Raw genomic sequence first — 16,649 nt, 5'->3', positions numbered from 1 at the left:
ACACGACCATTGGTCAATAGCAGGCAACCGTCAGGTGGCTAGACTGTCCATTGAGAAGACTGTGTGTGCCCCCTGCGGGGCGAAAGGAGGCCCAAATGAGCCTTGCAACGACGATTATGCTGTTGATCTGCGGTTGGCTGGCGGTTGCCGGCGCCATGCTGTGGGGGGTATTGCGCATTACCCGTCGCCATCACCCCCACGTCAAAACCGCCAAGCCCCCTAAGGCTGCGGTACGCCACGCCTAGCCAGGCATACAGTTGAAGTCTTGCGTCGCCGCCACTTCCTTGCCGTGGTCATCCTTCAAGGATGCGCGCACGGTGGTGCCCAGGCTGGATTCCACCAGGATGTAGTGCTCACCCGCCTTGAAGTGCCTGTACTCGACGCGCCCCTGGCAGTCCTGCTGGTTGTCCTCGCCCGCCTCTTCCTCAAATAACGTCACATCCAGGCGATGATCGCCCGGTGTCACTTCAAAGAAGCGCCCGTCATCCACACGCTTGCCGTCCACGCGTTCGGCCATCAGGTCGTTCGGCGCTTCTTCTTGAAGACCAATCCAGGCCTCGCTCGGGTCTGCCTTGGGGATCGGGCCGGCGCACGCCGACAACAACAGGACGGCACCGAGTGCAGGGATCAACAACAAGGGTTTAAGTGACATGGCAGGGCTCCAATAAAGACAATGTGTCCGATGGGTTACAAGCTTGGCGAGCAGCCCTGTGTAGAACAAATGAATACCCATGAAACGATTTTCAGCCTCGACCTAAATGTTCCTTCACCTGGCTGAAAGGTGCGTGTTAGGTGGGTCGGGCAAGACTGCCGGGGTTTGCAATCCTGCTTTCTCCGGAGATCACGCATGCTCGGGCTGGTAAAGACCGCACTGCAAAAGCCTTACACGTTTATCGTGCTGGCCATATTCATCTGCATCATCGGGCCGATGGCGGCCCTGCGTACCCCCACTGACGTTTTCCCCGATATCGGCATCCCCGTGGTCGCCGTGGTGTGGCAGTACAACGGCCTGTCGCCGGACGCCATGGCCGGTCGGGTGATCTACACCTACGAACGCTCCCTGAGCACCACCGTCAACGACATCCAACACATCGAGTCGCAATCGCTGCCCGGCATGGGCATCGTCAAGATCTTCTTCCAGCCCGGCGTGGATATACGCACCGCCAACGCTCAAGTAACCGCCGTGTCGCAAACCGTGCTCAAGCAGATGCCGCCGGGCATCACGCCGCCGCTGATCCTCAACTACAGCGCGTCCACGGTACCGATCCTGCAAATGGCGTTTTCCAGCCCCAGCCTGTCGGAAGCCAAAATCCGCGACCTGGTGCAGAACAACATCCGCCTGCCCCTGAGCGCCCTGCCCGGCTCTGGCCATGCCCACCCCGATGGGCGGCAAGCAACGCCAGATCACCCTCGACCTCGACCCCCAGGCACTGGCTGCCAAAGGCCTGTCGGCACAGGACGTGGGCAACGCCCTGGCGCTGCAGAACCAGATCATCCCAGTGGGCACCGCCAAGCTCGGCCCCAACGAATACACGATCCTGCTCAATAACAGCCCCAAGGCCATCGATGAACTCAACGACCTGCCGATCAAGACCGTCGACGGCGCGTTGATCACCATCGGCCAGGTGGCCCATGTGCGCGACGGTTCGCCGCCACAAACCAACATCGTGCGCGTCGACGGCCACCGCGCGGTGCTGATGCCGGCGCTGAAAAACGGCAGCATCTCCACCCTGTCGATCATCGACGGCATCCGCCAGATGCTGCCGCGCATCAACGAAACCCTGCCGCCGTCGCTGAAGACCTCGCTGCTGGGCGACGCCTCGGTGTTCGTCAAGCAATCGGTGGGCAGCGTGGCTCAGGAAGGCATCATCGCCGCACTGTTGACCAGCGCGATGATCCTGCTGTTTCTGGGTAGCTGGCGCTCCACCCTGATCATCGCCGCGTCGATCCCGCTGGCGGTGCTGTCGGCCATTGCGCTGCTGGCGGCCACCGGGCAAACCCTCAACGTGATGACCCTCGGCGGGCTGGCGTTGGCCGTGGGGATCCTGGTGGATGACGCCACGGTGACCATCGAAAATATCAACTGGCACCTGGAACAAGGCAAGGCGGTGAAGACTGCGATCCTCGACGGCGCCGCGCAGATTGTCGGCCCGGCCTTTGTCTCGCTGCTGTGCATCTGCATCGTGTTTGTGCCGATGTTCCTGCTGCAAGGCATCGCCGGCTACCTGTTCCGGCCGATGGCGCTGGCGGTGATCTTTGCCATGGTCAGCTCGTTCGTCCTCTCGCGCACGCTGGTGCCGACACTGGCGATGTTCCTGCTCAAGCCGCATATACCCGAGCAGGGCGCAGGCCATCACCCGGAAGATGCATTCATCAACCACCATGAGGGTGAGCAGCACAACAAGCCGCGTAACCGCGCACTGCAAGCGGTGCTGAATTTTCAGCAGGGCTTCGAGCGCCATTTCTCGAATATCCGCGATACCTATCACGGCCTGCTCGCCCTTGCGCTGGGCCATCGCCGCCGCTTTATCATCGGTTTCCTGGCCTGCGTCCTCGCTTCCATGCTGTTGCTGCCCAGCCTGGGCCAGGACTTTTTCCCGGCCACCGACGCGGGAGCACTGGCCCTCCACGTTCGCCTGCCGCTGGGCACACGCATCGAAGAAAGCGCCGCCGCCTTCGACCGCATCGAAGCGCGGATTCGCGAGGTCATTCCCGCCGAGGAACTGGACACCATCGTCGACAACATCGGCATCCCGCTCAGCGGCATCGACATGGCCTACAGCAGCAGCGGCACCATCGGCCCGCAGGATGGCGACATCCAGGTCAGCCTGAAACCGCAGCATGCGCCCACCGCCGCTTACGTAAAAAAACTGCGCGAAGCCTTGCCGCAGAGTTTCCCCGGCAGCCACTTCGCGTTCCTGCCGGCGGATATCAGCAGCCAGATCCTCAACTTCGGCGCCCCGGCTCCGCTGGACGTAAAAATCTCCGGGCGCAACGACGCCGAAAACCGCGCCTACGCCATCGAACTTGAACGCCGCCTGCAACATGTACCGGGCATCGCCGACCTGCGGATCCAGCAATCCACCGGCTACCCGTCACTGCAGGTCAATGTTGACCGCCTGCGCGCCAACGGCCTGGGCATTACTGAACGTGACGTGACCAACAGCATGGTCGCGTCGCTGGCCGGCAGTTCGCAAACCGCGCCGACCTTCTGGCTCAACCCGGCCAACGGCGTGTCGTATTCCATCGTCGCCGCCACCCCGCAATATCGCCTCGACAGCCTGCCGTCGCTGGAAGCCTTGCCGGTCACCGGTGCCGATGGCCAATCACAGATCCTCGGCGGCGTGGCCACGATCTCCCGGGTACAAAGCCCGGCGGTGGTCACCCACTACAACATCGAACCGACCCTGGACCTGTACGCCAACGTGCAGGGCCGCGACCTCGGTGGCGTGGCTCGCGACGTGCAAAAAGTGCTGGATGACACCGCGCACCTGCGCCCCAAAGGCGCGACGATCAGCCTGCATGGGCAAATCGATGCACTGCATGAAGCCTTCAGCGGCCTGAGCCTGGGCCTGCTCGGCGCGGTGGTGCTGATTTACCTGCTGATCGTGGTCAACTTCCAGTCCTGGGCCGACCCGTTCGTGATCATCACCGCGCTGCCGGCCGCGCTGGCCGGAATCGTGTGGATGCTGTTCCTCAGCAGCACCTCGCTGTCGGTGCCCGCCTTGACCGGGGCGATCCTGTGCATGGGCGTGGCCACCGCCAACTCGATCCTGGTGGTGAGCTTTTGCCGTGAACGCCTGGCCGAACATGGCGACGCGCTCAAGGCCGCGCTGGAAGCCGGCTATACGCGCTTTCGCCCGGTGTGCATGACCGCCCTGGCGATGATCATCGGCATGTTGCCGCTGGCCTTGTCCGAGGAGCAAAACGCGCCGCTGGGCCGCGCCGTCATCGGTGGCCTCATCTTTGCCACCGTCGCCACCCTATTGTTCGTTCCCGTGGTCTTCAGCCTGGTCCACGGGCGTCACCCCACTCGCGCAGCTGTTGGAGAAACCCCACATGTCGTCTGATCACACACCCTCGCGCAAGCGCCTGATGCTGCTGGGTATCGGTGGCCTGACCCTCGCCGCCCTGCTGGTCGCCAACGGCCTGCACGCGCGCACTTTGCACGCACAAACCGTCACTGCCTGGACCGAAACCGCCGCGGTCCCCCAAGTGATGGTGTTTCAACCCAAACAGAACGCCACCGGCGACACCCTGCGCTTGCCCGCGCACCTGGAAGCCTGGAGCAAGGCGCCGATTCACGCACGGGTCAGCGGTTACCTCAAGGACTGGAAAGTCGACATCGGCAGCCCGGTCAAAGCAGGGCAAATACTTGCACAAATCGACAGCCCGGACCTGGATCAACAGCTTGCACAAACCCAGGCAAGGCTGGTGCAGGAACAAGCCAATGCGCGGCTGGCGCAAACCACCGCCACGCGCTGGCAGAACCTGTTGGCCAGCCACTCGGTGTCGCGCCAGGAAGCCGATGAAAAAACCTCCAACGCCGCGGCCGCCAAAGCCAATGCCGAGGCGGCGGCTGCCGACGTCGCACGGCTGTCGGCGCTGGAAAGCTACAAGACCATTCGTGCGCCGTTCGCCGGCACCATCACCGCGCGCAATACCGATATCGGCCAGTTGATCAAGGCCGACACCGACAGCGATCCGGAGCTGTTCAACATTGCCGACACCCATCAACTGCGCCTGTACGTGCCGGTGCCGCAGAACTACGCGGCGGTGATCCACCCCGGCCTGGAGGCAGCGTTGACCGTGCCCGAACACCCCGGCAAGCATTTCACCGCACGCTTGATCGGCGACTCCACCGCCATCGACCGCCGCTCCGGTACCCTGCTCGCACAGTTCGTGGTCGACAACCCCAGCGGGCAGTTGCTGCCCGGCGACTACGCCGAAGCCACCCTACCGATTCCGGCGGATACCCATGGTGTGAGCATCCCGGCCAGCGCCTTGATTTTCCGCGCCCAGGGCACCCAGGTCGCGGTGCTGGATGCGCAGAATCATGTGCACCTGCAAGCGATCCATATCGGCCTGGACCTGGGCGAACGCCTGGTGATCGACCAAGGTTTGAAACCCGCCGACCGCATCGTCGACAACCCGCCCGATGCTCTGCGCGAAGGCGATGCCGTACAGCTGGCCGACGCCGGAGGTGCGCATGCACCCAAGGCTTAAACCGCTCGCGGCGGTGATGCTGCTGGCATTGCAAGGCTGCTCGATGGCGCCGACCTATAAGGTGCCGACGCTCGACCTGCCGGCCAACTACCGCGAACAAATCAGCGACGGCCCCTGGCACAGCGCGCAACCGTCCGACCTACTGGCCCCCGAATGGTGGCAGCTCTATCACGATTCGCGCCTGAATGACCTGCAACAGCAACTGCTCAAGGCCAACCCGGACCTGGCGGCGGCACTCGCGCACTTCGACGCCTCACAGGCGTACGCCAGCCAGCTGCAGGCGGGGTTGTTCCCGCAGATCACCGCCAGCGCGCAGCCCCTGCGCCAGCGCCAATCGGACTCGCGGCCGTTGCGGGGCACCACGCAGCCGTCGGTGTACGACAGCAACAGCGCCGGGTTTTCGTTGAGTTACGAGCTGGACCTGTGGGGCAGAATCCGCAACCAGGTCGCGGCCGGCGATGCCCAGGCACAAGCGTGCGGAGATGACTTGGCGGTGGCGCGCCTGAGCTTGCAGCGTCAATTGGCAACCTTGTACGTGCAGCTCAACGGGCTGGACGCCCAGAGCCGGATCCTCACTGGCTCGCTGGAGGATTTCAAGCAGGCACTGCAACTGACCCGCAGCCGTTACGAAGGCCAGATTGCCTCGGAGCTGGACCTGACCCGTGCGCAAAATCAACTGGCGCAGGCCAAGGCGCAATGGGATGAGGTGCGCGGGCAACGCAGCCTCACTGAGCATGCCATCGGTGAGTTGGTGGGCGTGGCAGCCGGCGACTTTAGCTTGCCGCCCGACAAGCACTTGATCGCCCTGCCGGTAGTTCCGTCGCAGTTGCCAAGTCAACTGCTGCAACGTCGCCCGGATATCGCGGCGGCAGAACGACGGGTGTTTGCGGCCAACGCGACTATCGGCGTGGCCAAGGCGGCGTGGTATCCGGATTTCAGTTTGACCGGGGTGGTCGGTGGGCAGACGCAGGGCGTGGGGAATTTGCTCTCGGCGGGTAATCGGTACTGGGCGCTGGGGCCGCTGATGAATCTGCCGATTTTCGACGGCGGGCGTTTAAGCGCCAATGAGCGCCAGGCCAAGGCCGAGTTTGAAGAAGCCAGCGCGCAGTACCGCAGCCAAGTGCTCAAAGCCGTACGCGAAGTGGAAGACAACCTGGCGCAACTGCGCGATTTGCAACAGCAGGCACAGGATGAACAAGCAGCGGCGGATGCAGCCCAGCATACCGAGGCCTTGGCAATGAACAGCTATCAGGCGGGCGCGGTCAGCTACCTGGACGTGGTAACCGCCCAAACGGCGGCATTGCAGGCGCAACGGACGTTGCAGGCGGTGCAGACGCGGCAGTTGCAAGCGAGTGTGGGGTTGCTGACGGCGTTGGGGGGTGGTTGGCAGCCTGGGGCATGAGGCGGTTTTTTCGATGGCACTGCTTCAGTTGATGCATGCAGTGCCCACCCCACCGTCATCGGGAGCAAGCCCCCTCCCACACTGGCTCTATGCCAGACACACAATGTATAAACACCACAGGCCCCATGTGGGAGCAAGCCCCCACATTGTTTAGCGCATTTCAGGCCGCAAGCTTACCGCTGGCAATCGCGGCCGAAGCAGCAACCATGGCGCGCAACAGCACCGCGCACCCCGCCGCCAGATCATCCGGCGCGGCATTCTCGATTTCGTTATGGCTGATGCCGCCTTCGCACGGCACGAAGATCATCCCCGCCGGGCCCAGTTCGGCGACGAAGATCGCGTCGTGCCCTGCCCCACTGACGATGTCCATGTTCGACAACCCCAAACCATTGGCGGCATCGCGCACGGCGTCCACGCAACCTTTATCGAAGTACAGCGGCGGGAAGTCGGCGGTGGGCTGCATCTCGAAGCTCAAGCCATGCTTGGCACAGGTGTCGTCGATCACCTTGCGCACCTGGGCAATCATCGCATCCAACCGCGCCGGTTCCAGGTGACGAAAGTCCAGGGTCATGCGCACTTCACCCGGAATGACATTGCGTGAACCCGGATATGCCTGCAGGCAACCGACCGTGCCGCACGCATGGGGCTGGTGCGCCAATGCTGCCGCGTTCACCGCCGCGACCACGGCCGCTGCACCCACCAGGGCGTCCTTGCGCAGGTGCATCGGCGTTGGCCCGGCATGCGCCTCGACGCCGCGCAACTTCAAGTCAAACCATTTTTGCCCGAGGGCACCAAGCACCACGCCGATGGTCTTTTTCTCATCCTCCAGAATCGGCCCCTGCTCGATATGCGCCTCAAAGTAAGCGCCGACCTTGTGCCCGCTGACCGGCCGCGTTCCCGCATAGCCAATGGCATTCAACGCCTCACCCACGCTGACCCCATCCGCATCCACCTTGGCCAGGGTGTCCGCCAGCGTGAACTTCTCGGCGAACACCCCGGAGCCCATCATGCACGGTGGAAAACGCGAGCCCTCTTCGTTGGTCCACACCACCACTTCCAATGGCGCCTCGGTTTGCAGGTTCAGGTCATTGAGGGTACGCAGCACTTCCACCCCCGCCAGCACACCGAAGCAACCGTCGAACTTACCGCCGGTAGGCTGGGTGTCGATATGGCTGCCGGTCATCACTGGCGGCAAATCGGGATTGCGCCCCGGACGGCGGGCGAAAATATTGCCGATGCCATCCACCGTCACGGTGCAGCCGGCCGCTTCGCACCACTGCACAAACAGGTCGCGGGCCTTGCGGTCGAGGTCGGTGAGGGCCAGCCGGCACACGCCGCCCTTGGGCGTGGCGCCGAGCGTGGCCAGGTCCATCAGCGACTGCCACAAGCGGTCGCGATTGATGTGCTGATCGGTCGATTGCAGAACGTCCAGGGCAGCGTTCATGGGGATCTCCTCAGGCTGAGTTTCTTATGATTGGAACAGGTGAAACGCGATTCAGTGTGGGAGGGGGCTTGCTCCCGATAGCAGCCCTTCAGCCAGTGCATGGGCGGCTGACCCACCGCAATCGGGAGCAAGTCCCCTCCCACATTTGGCAGTGTTTACAACGGGGATTTAGCCGCGACCGGAATCACGCCACGCCTGGCATTCAACCCGTAATACAACACCCCGCCCAACGCCGAGCCGGTAAACCAGCCATAGCTGTAGAACCAGCTGAACGCATCGCTGCCCAGCGACAGCAAGGTCAGTACCACCGGCACGCCAAAGGCGATAAAGCCGCTCCAGTTCCATGCCGGGTACACGTCGTCGCGGTAAAGGCCGGCCAGGTCCAATTGCTGTCTGCGGGTAATGAAATAGTCCACCACCATGATCCCGGCGATCGGCCCCAACAGGCTTGAATAGCCCAGCAACCAGTTGGAATAGACGGTCTCCAGGCTCACATCGGAGACGATCAGGCCGAGTTTTTTCAGCAGTTCATGGGCCATCAGCACCAGCCCGACCAGGCCCGTGAGGATCACCGCCGTGGTGCGGTTGATCAGCTTGGGCGCGATGTTCTGGAAGTCGTTGGTGGGCGAGACGATGTTGGCCGCCGTGTTGGTGGACAACGTGGCGACAATGATCAGCGCCATGGCCACGGCCACCCAGACAGGGCTGTGGATATGACCGATCAAGGTGACCGGGTCGGACACGCTCACGCCCACCAGTTTTACCGAGGCGGCGGTCATTACCACGCCAAGCGCGGCGAACAGGAACATGGTCAGCGGCAGGCCGAAAATCTGCCCGAGGATCTGGTCTTTCTGGCTCTTGGCGTAGCGGCTGAAGTCGGGAATGTTCAGCGACAAGGTGGCCCAGAACCCCACCATCGCGGTAAGCCCCGCCATGAAATAACCGGTGAGGCTCGCGCCTTCCGGACGCTTGGGCGGGATCGCCATCAGTTCGCTGAGCGACACATTGGGCATCGCCCACACCAGCAGGCCGATCCCCACCGCCACCAGCAGCGGCGCCGACAGGGTCTCCAGGCGCTTGATCGATTCGGCGCCACGCAGCACCACCCACAGGTTAAGCGTCCAGAACACCATGAAACCGATCACTTCACCGGTGCCGCCGAGGGACTTCCAGCCCTCGAAGATCGACCCCAGGAACAGGTGAATCGCCAGCCCGCCAAACATCGTCTGGATACCAAACCAGCCGCATGCCACCAGCGCCCGTATCAAACACGGCACGTTGGAGCCGAGAATGCCGAACGATGAACGCAACAACACTGGAAATGGAATGCCGTACTTGGTGCCCGGGAAGGCATTGAGGGTCAACGGGATCAGCACCACGATATTGGCCAGCAAAATCGCCACCAGCGCCTCGCCCACCGACAACCCGAAATACGCCGTGAGCACCCCGCCCAGGGTGTAGGTGGGCACGCAGATCGACATGCCAACCCACAGCGCGGTGATGTGCCATGTGTTCCAGGTTCGTTCGTGCACCTTGGTCGGTGCCATGTCGTGGTTGTAGCGAGGGCTGTCGAGGACGTCGGGGCCGGCGTCGAGTTCGTACAGGCCGTTGCGTTCAATGACTTGCGATCTGTTCTGTTGCATGGCCGCTCCACGGTTTTTTCGAATTATTTTTGCTCACCTGCGTAGTGAATGCAGGTGGCCGGAGTACCTCGTAAACAACATGACATCACGGGCCCGGCCAGCCGTTACCGCACTCAATAACCGTGCCGAAAACCACCACCACGCCCGCACCGCATATATAACTTGCTGATGTTAATCAGCTTTCCGATTAAACCTTACGCACTTGCCGCGTTACCCAGGCGCAATAACCTGCAAGTTGCCCGAACTGTCGGGGTTCAATCTGGTGCGACACAATTATTTTTATTTCCCGACGCCGTCAAGAGGCATATCTCAAGCACCTGATTTGCAATAGAAAATGTTGCTCAAATCTCGAACCTGTCAAGTGCGTCAAAATGGGGAGAGGCCGCTACATTTTGGTGATATTTGATTTTTTCCTTTAAAAATTAAGTATTTACTATCTGAATAAGCTTATAAAAAATCTGCTTGCCCAATCGAAAAACTCGGGCTAGTTTCTATTCCTGTCACCGATGACAAGAATCAACCAGCCATCGGCAAGCAGCATTACAACACTTAGAACTGGCACAAGCCGGTCAAGCCTGTGAGGAACTCGACATGTCGCTGTTGATCCGTGGCGCCACCGTTATTACCCATGATGAAAGTTACCGCGCCGATGTTTTATGTGTGGGCGGCTTGATTCGCGCCATTGGCACCGGTCTGGATATTCCGGCCGGTACTGAAGTACTCGATGGCAGTGGCCAATACTTGATGCCCGGCGGCATCGACCCCCATACCCATATGCAACTGCCCTTCATGGGCACCGTGGCCAGTGAAGACTTTTTCAGTGGCACGGCGGCGGGTTTGGCGGGCGGCACCACGTCGATCATCGACTTTGTGATTCCCAACCCGCAGCAGTCGCTGATGGAAGCTTTTCACCAGTGGCGCGGCTGGGCCGAAAAGTGCGCATCCGACTACGGTTTTCACGTGGCGATCACCTGGTGGAGCGAGCAAGTGCGCGCGGAAATGGCCGAGTTGGTCAGCCATCACGGCATCAACAGCTTCAAACACTTCATGGCCTACAAGAACGCAATCATGGCGGCGGACGATACCCTGGTCGCCAGCTTCGAGCGCTGCCTGGAACTGGGCGCGGTGCCCACCGTGCATGCGGAAAACGGCGAGCTGGTGTACCACCTGCAACGCAAGCTGATGGCCCAAGGCATCACCGGGCCGGAAGCGCATCCGCTGTCGCGCCCGTCCCAGGTTGAAGGCGAAGCGGCCAGCCGCGCTATCCGCATCGCCGAGACCCTCGGCACGCCGTTGTACCTGGTGCATGTGTCCACCAAGGAGGCGCTCGATGAAATCACCTATGCCCGCGCCAAGGGCCAGCCGGTGTACGGCGAAGTGCTCGCCGGCCACCTGTTGCTGGACGACAGCGTCTACCAGCACCCCGACTGGCAAACCGCCGCCGGCTACGTGATGAGCCCGCCGTTCCGCCCGCGTGGGCACCAGGAGGCGCTTTGGCACGGCCTGCAAGCGGGCAACCTGCACACCACCGCCACCGACCACTGTTGCTTCTGCGCCGAGCAAAAAGCCGCGGGGCGCGACGATTTCAGCAAGATCCCCAACGGTACCGCCGGTATCGAAGACCGCATGGCGCTGCTGTGGCATGAAGGCGTCAACAGTGGGCGCCTGTCCATGCAGGAGTTCGTCGCACTCACGTCCACCAACACCGCGAAGATCTTCAACCTCTACCCACGCAAAGGCGCGATCCGCGTGGGGGCCGATGCCGACCTGGTGCTATGGGACCCCGAAGGCACCCGGACCATCTCCGCCAAGACCCATCACCAGCAAGTCGACTTCAACATCTTCGAAGGCAAGACCGTGCGCGGCGTGCCGAGCCATACCATCAGCCAGGGCAAGCTGGTCTGGGCCGATGGCGACCTGCGCGCCGAGCGTGGGGCCGGGCGTTATGTGGAACGGCCGGCGTACCCGCCGGTGTTCGAGCAGTTGAGCAAGCGGGCCGAGCATTCCAGGCCCACGGCCGTGAAACGCTGAGACCGCTATCGGGAGCAAGTCGCCCCTCCCACACTGATCTCATTCCAATTGGAAAAACGCGGTCAAATGTGGGAGGGGGCTCGCCCCCGATGAGGCCAGCACAGGCAACAAAAATGCCCATTTAGAGGCAATCCAAAAAAAACCGTGAGGCCACCACCGTGATCCAGACCCTGACCCACCTCCCCCACCCCCGTGAAGACGGCACAACCCTCGCCGCCCATTTCACCGACCTGGCGCCCCCGCTCAACGCCCGCCAGGCCCAGCTGGAAGCCTCGCGCTGCCTGTATTGCTACGACGCGCCGTGCGTGAATGCATGCCCCAGCGAGATCGATATCCCGTCGTTCATCCGCAACATCCACACCGACAATGTGCAAGGTGCCGCGCAGAAAATCCTCTCGGCCAACATCCTCGGCGGCAGTTGCGCGCGGGTGTGCCCCACGGAGATCCTTTGCCAACAGGCGTGCGTGCGTAACCACGCCGAAGAGTGCGCACCGGTGCTGATCGGCCTGCTGCAACGCTACGCCATCGACAATGCGCACTTTGACGACCACCCCTTCCAACGCGCCGCGCCCACCGGTAAACGCATTGCCGTGGTCGGCGCCGGGCCCGCCGGCCTGGCCTGCGCCCATCGCGCTGCCTTGCATGGCCATGACGTGGTGATTTTCGAAGCGCGGGAAAAGGCCGGCGGCCTGAATGAATACGGGATCGCCAAGTACAAGCTGGTGGACGACTTCGCCCAGAAGGAGCTGGAGTTCCTGCTGCAAATCGGCGGGATCGAGATTCGACACGGCCAGCGCCTGGGCGACAACCTCACCCTGAGCGAACTGCACCAGCAATACGATTCGGTGTTCCTCGGCCTCGGCCTCGCCGCCAGCAAACAACTGGGTCTGCCCCATGAAGACGCCCCCGGCCTGCTCGCCGCCACCGACTACATCCGCGAACTGCGCCAGGCCGATGACCTGACCCAACTGCCGCTGGCCGACCGCTGCATCGTGCTCGGCGCCGGCAATACGGCCATCGACATGGCCGTGCAAATGGCCCGTCTCGGTGCCCGCGACGTCAACCTTGTCTACCGTCGCGGCCTGGCGGACATGGGCGCCACTCACCACGAACAGGACATCGCCAAGGCCAACCAGGTACGCCTGCTGACCTGGGCCCAACCCGAGGAAGTCTTGCTCGACGCTCAAGGCCATGTGCGCGGCATGCGCTTTGCCCGCACGCGCCTGGAAAACGGCCGCCTGAGCGCCACCGCAGACACCTTCGAACTGGCCGCCGATGCGATTTTCAAGGCCATCGGGCAAGGCTTCGACAACGCGGCATTGCACGATCCACTGGCCCAGCAACTGCATCGCGTGGGCGAGCGGATTTTCGTCGACGAGCACCTGCGCACCAGCATTCCAGGCATTTACGCCGGCGGCGATTGCGTGAGCCTCGGCCAGGACCTCACCGTGCAGGCGGTGCAACACGGCAAGCTGGCCGCCGAAGCCATGCACGCCCAACTCATGCTCAATGTGGAGGCTGCGTAATGGCCGATCTCTCGATTGTCTTCGCCGGTATCAAAGCCCCCAACCCGTTCTGGCTGGCCTCCGCGCCACCCACCGACAAGGCTTACAACGTGGTCCGCGCCTTTGAGGCCGGCTGGGGCGGCGTGGTGTGGAAAACCCTGGGTGAAGACCCGGCGGCGGTCAACGTGTCGTCGCGCTATTCGGCACATTACGGCGCCAACCGTGAAGTGCTGGGCATCAACAATATCGAGCTGATCACCGACCGTTCCCTGGAGATCAACCTGCGGGAAATCACCCAGGTGAAAAAGGACTGGCCCGACCGTGCGCTCATCGTGTCGCTGATGGTGCCCTGTGTTGAAGCGTCCTGGAAAAACATCCTGCCGCTGGTGCAAGCCACTGGCTGCGACGGCATCGAACTGAACTTCGGCTGCCCCCACGGCATGCCCGAACGCGGCATGGGCGCGGCGGTGGGCCAGGTGCCGGAATACGTGGAACAGGTGACGCGCTGGTGCAAGACCTATTGCTCACTGCCGGTGATCGTCAAGCTCACGCCGAACATCACCGATATCCGCGTGGCCGCGCGTGCCGCTTACAGAGGCGGTGCGGATGCGGTATCGCTGATCAACACCATCAACTCCATCACCAGCGTCGACCTCGAACACATGGTTGCCCTGCCCACCGTCGGTACGCAAAGCACCCACGGCGGTTATTGCGGCTCGGCAGTCAAGCCGATCGCCTTGAACATGGTCGCCGAAATCGCTCGCGACCCGCAGACCCAAGGCCTGCCGATCTGCGGCATCGGCGGCATCGGCAACTGGCGCGACGCCGCGGAATTCGTCGCCCTGGGTTGCGGCGCGGTGCAGGTGTGCACGGCGGCGATGCTGCATGGGTTCCGCATCGTTGAAGAGATGAAGGATGGGCTGTCGCGGTGGATGGACAGCCAGGGCTACACCAGCCTGCAAGCGTTTTCCGGGAAGGCGGTGGGCAATACCACGGATTGGAAGTACCTGGACATCAACTATCAGGTGATCGCCAAGATCGACCAAGAGGCCTGTATTGGCTGTGGCCGTTGCCATATTGCCTGTGAAGACACCTCGCACCAGGCCATCGCCAGCGTGAAACAGGCAGACGGTACGCACACCTACGAGGTCATCGATGATGAGTGCGTGGGCTGCAACCTGTGCCAGATCACCTGCCCGGTGGCCGACTGCATCGAGATGGTGCCGGTGGACACGGGCAAGCCGTTTTTGAACTGGACCCAGGACCCCCGCAATCCCTACCGGGAGGCTGTGTAGTCCTTTAGGCCGCTATCGGGAGCAAGCCCCCTCCCACATTTCGATGTGTGAACACATTCAAAATGTGGGAGGGGGCTTGCTCCCGATAGGGCCATCAGCCTCACCACAAGACTCAAGGCTCCAACCCAATCCCCCGCAATATCACCGCCGTCACCGTCTGGATCGCCTTCTCGAACTGCCTATCCGACAGCGGCTGGTGATCATTCAAAATCTTCACCTGGTGGTCAAAGTCAGCGTAGTGCTGGGTCGAGGCCCAGATCATGTACAGCAGGCTCGACGGCTCCACCGGCAGGATGCGTTTGTCTTCCACCCACTGGCGAATTTTCGCCTCCTTCATCTTGGCCCAGTCGTACAGGCTTTCATCCAATGCCTCACCCAGAGTGGGCGCACCATGGATGATCTCGTTGGCCCAGACTTTGGAGCCATAGGGCCGCGTGCGCGAGCGTTGCATCTTGGCGCGGATGTAGCTGCTGAGCACCACCCGTGGGTCATCGAAAGTTTCGAAACTCAGGGCGTCCTGCTTCCACACATCGAGCAGGTCGAACAGCACCGCGCTGTACAACTCGCTCTTGGTGGTGAAGTAGTAATGCAGGTTGGAGCGCGGCAGTTGCGCTTGCTCGGCGATGTCGGCCATGGCAGTGCTGCCATAGCCTTTCTCGGCGAAGACTTTCTCCGCCGCCAGCAGGATTTTCTCGACGTTGACCCGACGAATTCCGATCTTGTGATTGCCCATAAGGGCTCCCTGACAACTACTTGGCCCAAAGACTACCATCCGCTCTAGATCGGGGCGACAGGGGCAACTGAAACTTCGTACACTGCCCGCTCCTGCCCATTGATTGGTATTGAACAATGTTGATCAAGAAATCCCTCACCGCCATCGCCCTGTTTGCTTCCCTGCTGGGTGCCTCGGCGGCCTTTGCCCACGCCCATCTGAAAAGCTCGGAACCTGCCGCCGACAGCAGCGGCGCGGCGCCGAAGGAGCTGCGCCTGACGTTCAGCGAAGGCGTCGAGGCCACCTTCACCAAGGTATCCCTGAGCAAGGACGGCACCGAAGTTGCCATCAAGGGCGTAGAAACACCGGACGCCGACAAAAAAGTCCTGGTGGTCACCCCCGCTGCGCCATTGGCCGCCGGCAACTACAAAGTCGTGTGGAACGCCGTCTCGGTCGACACCCACAAGAGCAACGGTGAATACAGCTTCAAGGTTGGCCAATAACCGATGATGACGCTGCTGGTGCTGTGCCGCTTCCTGCATTTCAGCGTGGTGTTGCTGATGTTCGGGGCCTGCGTGTTCAGGCCCCGGCTTTTGGGCGCTGCACCGCAGCCGAGGCTGGACCGGCAACTGCTGCGCATCACCCGTGGCCTGGCCTGGGTGGCGCTGGTTTCCGGGGTGGCCTGGTTGTTGTTGATCACCGCAAGCATGGCCGGCAGTTGGAGCGCAGCGCTGCAACCGAGCACGGTGCGATTGGTGCTGGGCAAGACTTTTTTTGGCCAGGTGTGGGGCTGGCACTTGCTGCTCAACCTGCTACTGCTGATCGCGCTGATCAAACCCTGGCCGGCCTTGCGCCTGGCGTTGCTGGCGCTATTGCTTGTAACCCTGGCGCCCGTCGGCCATGGCGCGATGCTCGACGGCCTTAGCGGGCAGTTGCTGATCCTTAATCAAATGGCGCACCTGGCCTGTGTCGGTGCATGGCTGGGTGGGTTGTTGTTGCTGGTCTTGATCCTCAGGCAACCGCCGGGGTATGCGTTGCAGACGGTCCTGCGGCGCTTCAGCGGTGTGGGCTACGGTTTGGTTGCCGGCTTGCTGGTCACCGGGCTGATCAACGTGCGCGTGCTCACCGGGCAACTGTGGCCCACGCCATTGTTCAGCGGGTTTGCGCTGATTCTGTTGATCAAGGCGATGCTCGTGCTGGGCATGGTAGCGCTGGCGTTGCTCAACCGGTTGCGCCTGGAGCAGTGCGAGCAGCGCCTGGCCGCCCTGAAAACCAGTGTGATGCTGGAATGGGCCCTGGGTGTGGGCGCGGTAGCGGCCGTGTCAGTGCTTGGCACCTTGCCTCCGATGGTCCTGGCTGGCTGAACCCCACCGCTCTCAAGTTTGAATGCA

Annotated in this window: 12 protein-coding genes and 1 pseudogene; 9 read left to right on the top strand and 4 right to left on the bottom strand. The window is 62.2% G+C overall.

Going from position 1 to position 16,649, the window contains the following annotated elements; all coding sequences use genetic code 11:
* The first annotated feature begins 95 nt into the window (after positions 1-95).
* Positions 96-245 (top strand): hypothetical protein, encoded by a 150-nt coding sequence (locus AB4O23_RS14445; protein ID WP_017527085.1) that lies wholly within the window; start codon positions 96-98, stop codon positions 243-245.
* On the opposite strand, the gene AB4O23_RS14440 is transcribed toward AB4O23_RS14445, so the two are convergent.
* Positions 242-652, bottom strand: coding sequence for a PA0061/PA0062 family lipoprotein (locus tag AB4O23_RS14440; RefSeq protein WP_068933550.1), 411 nt, complete (start codon positions 650-652; stop codon positions 242-244). The two genes, AB4O23_RS14445 and AB4O23_RS14440, sit on opposite strands and share 4 nt — an antisense overlap.
* 195 nt (positions 653-847) lie before the next feature.
* On the opposite strand from AB4O23_RS14440, the pseudogene AB4O23_RS14435 reads away from it, so the two are divergent.
* The 3 genes and pseudogenes from AB4O23_RS14435 to AB4O23_RS14425 all read left to right on the top strand — a co-directional run bounded on the left by AB4O23_RS14435 (position 848) and on the right by AB4O23_RS14425 (position 6,628).
* A pseudogene (locus AB4O23_RS14435) lies at positions 848-4,070 on the top strand (efflux RND transporter permease subunit).
* Positions 4,060-5,226, top strand: a complete 1,167-nt coding sequence (locus AB4O23_RS14430) for an efflux RND transporter periplasmic adaptor subunit (RefSeq protein ID WP_068933548.1) — start codon at positions 4,060-4,062, stop codon at positions 5,224-5,226. Before AB4O23_RS14435 ends, AB4O23_RS14430 begins: the two are co-directional and overlap by 11 nt.
* On the top strand, positions 5,210-6,628 hold the full coding sequence (locus tag AB4O23_RS14425; protein ID WP_135196769.1) for an efflux transporter outer membrane subunit: 1,419 nt from the start codon (positions 5,210-5,212) through the stop codon (positions 6,626-6,628). Before AB4O23_RS14430 ends, AB4O23_RS14425 begins: the two co-directional genes overlap by 17 nt.
* A gap of 160 nt (positions 6,629-6,788) precedes the next feature.
* Here AB4O23_RS14425 and AB4O23_RS14420 read toward each other — a convergent pair whose 3' ends face one another.
* Entirely contained in the window at positions 6,789-8,072 is a 1,284-nt protein-coding gene (locus AB4O23_RS14420; RefSeq protein ID WP_017527080.1) for a Zn-dependent hydrolase, read from the bottom strand.
* A gap of 155 nt (positions 8,073-8,227) precedes the next feature.
* Positions 8,228-9,715 (bottom strand): NCS1 family nucleobase:cation symporter-1, encoded by a 1,488-nt coding sequence (locus tag AB4O23_RS14415; RefSeq protein WP_017527079.1) that lies wholly within the window; start codon positions 9,713-9,715, stop codon positions 8,228-8,230.
* A gap of 591 nt (positions 9,716-10,306) precedes the next feature.
* Here AB4O23_RS14415 and hydA point away from each other — a divergent pair.
* The 3 genes from hydA (at position 10,307) to preA (ending at position 14,546) form a co-directional block, all read left to right on the top strand.
* A complete protein-coding gene (gene hydA, locus AB4O23_RS14410) occupies positions 10,307-11,746 on the top strand; it encodes a dihydropyrimidinase (RefSeq protein WP_017527078.1) in 1,440 nt (479 codons plus the stop codon).
* Positions 11,747-11,904: 158 nt separating this feature from the next.
* Positions 11,905-13,272 (top strand): NAD(P)-dependent oxidoreductase, encoded by a 1,368-nt coding sequence (locus AB4O23_RS14405; RefSeq protein WP_065877513.1) that lies wholly within the window; start codon positions 11,905-11,907, stop codon positions 13,270-13,272.
* Positions 13,272-14,546 carry an NAD-dependent dihydropyrimidine dehydrogenase subunit PreA gene (preA, locus tag AB4O23_RS14400; RefSeq protein ID WP_017527076.1) on the top strand — a complete coding sequence of 425 codons (1,275 nt, stop codon included), beginning with the start codon at positions 13,272-13,274 and terminating at the stop codon, positions 14,544-14,546. The genes AB4O23_RS14405 and preA overlap by 1 nt, the downstream gene beginning before the upstream one ends.
* Positions 14,547-14,658: 112 nt before the next feature.
* Here preA and AB4O23_RS14395 read toward each other — a convergent pair whose 3' ends face one another.
* Positions 14,659-15,279, bottom strand: coding sequence for a TetR/AcrR family transcriptional regulator (locus AB4O23_RS14395; protein WP_017527075.1), 621 nt, complete (start codon positions 15,277-15,279; stop codon positions 14,659-14,661).
* A 116-nt stretch (positions 15,280-15,395) separates the two neighbouring features.
* Between AB4O23_RS14395 and copC the strand changes: the two genes are divergently transcribed.
* Positions 15,396-15,761 carry a copper homeostasis periplasmic binding protein CopC gene (copC, locus tag AB4O23_RS14390; protein WP_065877519.1) on the top strand — a complete coding sequence of 122 codons (366 nt, stop codon included), beginning with the start codon at positions 15,396-15,398 and terminating at the stop codon, positions 15,759-15,761.
* 3 nt (positions 15,762-15,764) lie between these two features.
* A complete protein-coding gene (copD, locus tag AB4O23_RS14385; protein WP_017527073.1) occupies positions 15,765-16,622 on the top strand; it encodes a copper homeostasis membrane protein CopD in 858 nt (285 codons plus the stop codon).
* The last annotated feature ends 27 nt before the right edge of the window (positions 16,623-16,649 follow it).

Source organism: Pseudomonas sp. H2_A10, from assembly GCF_054680085.1.
Note: the sequence above shows the minus strand (reverse complement) of the source record. Positions and strands in the feature narration are given on the sequence as shown.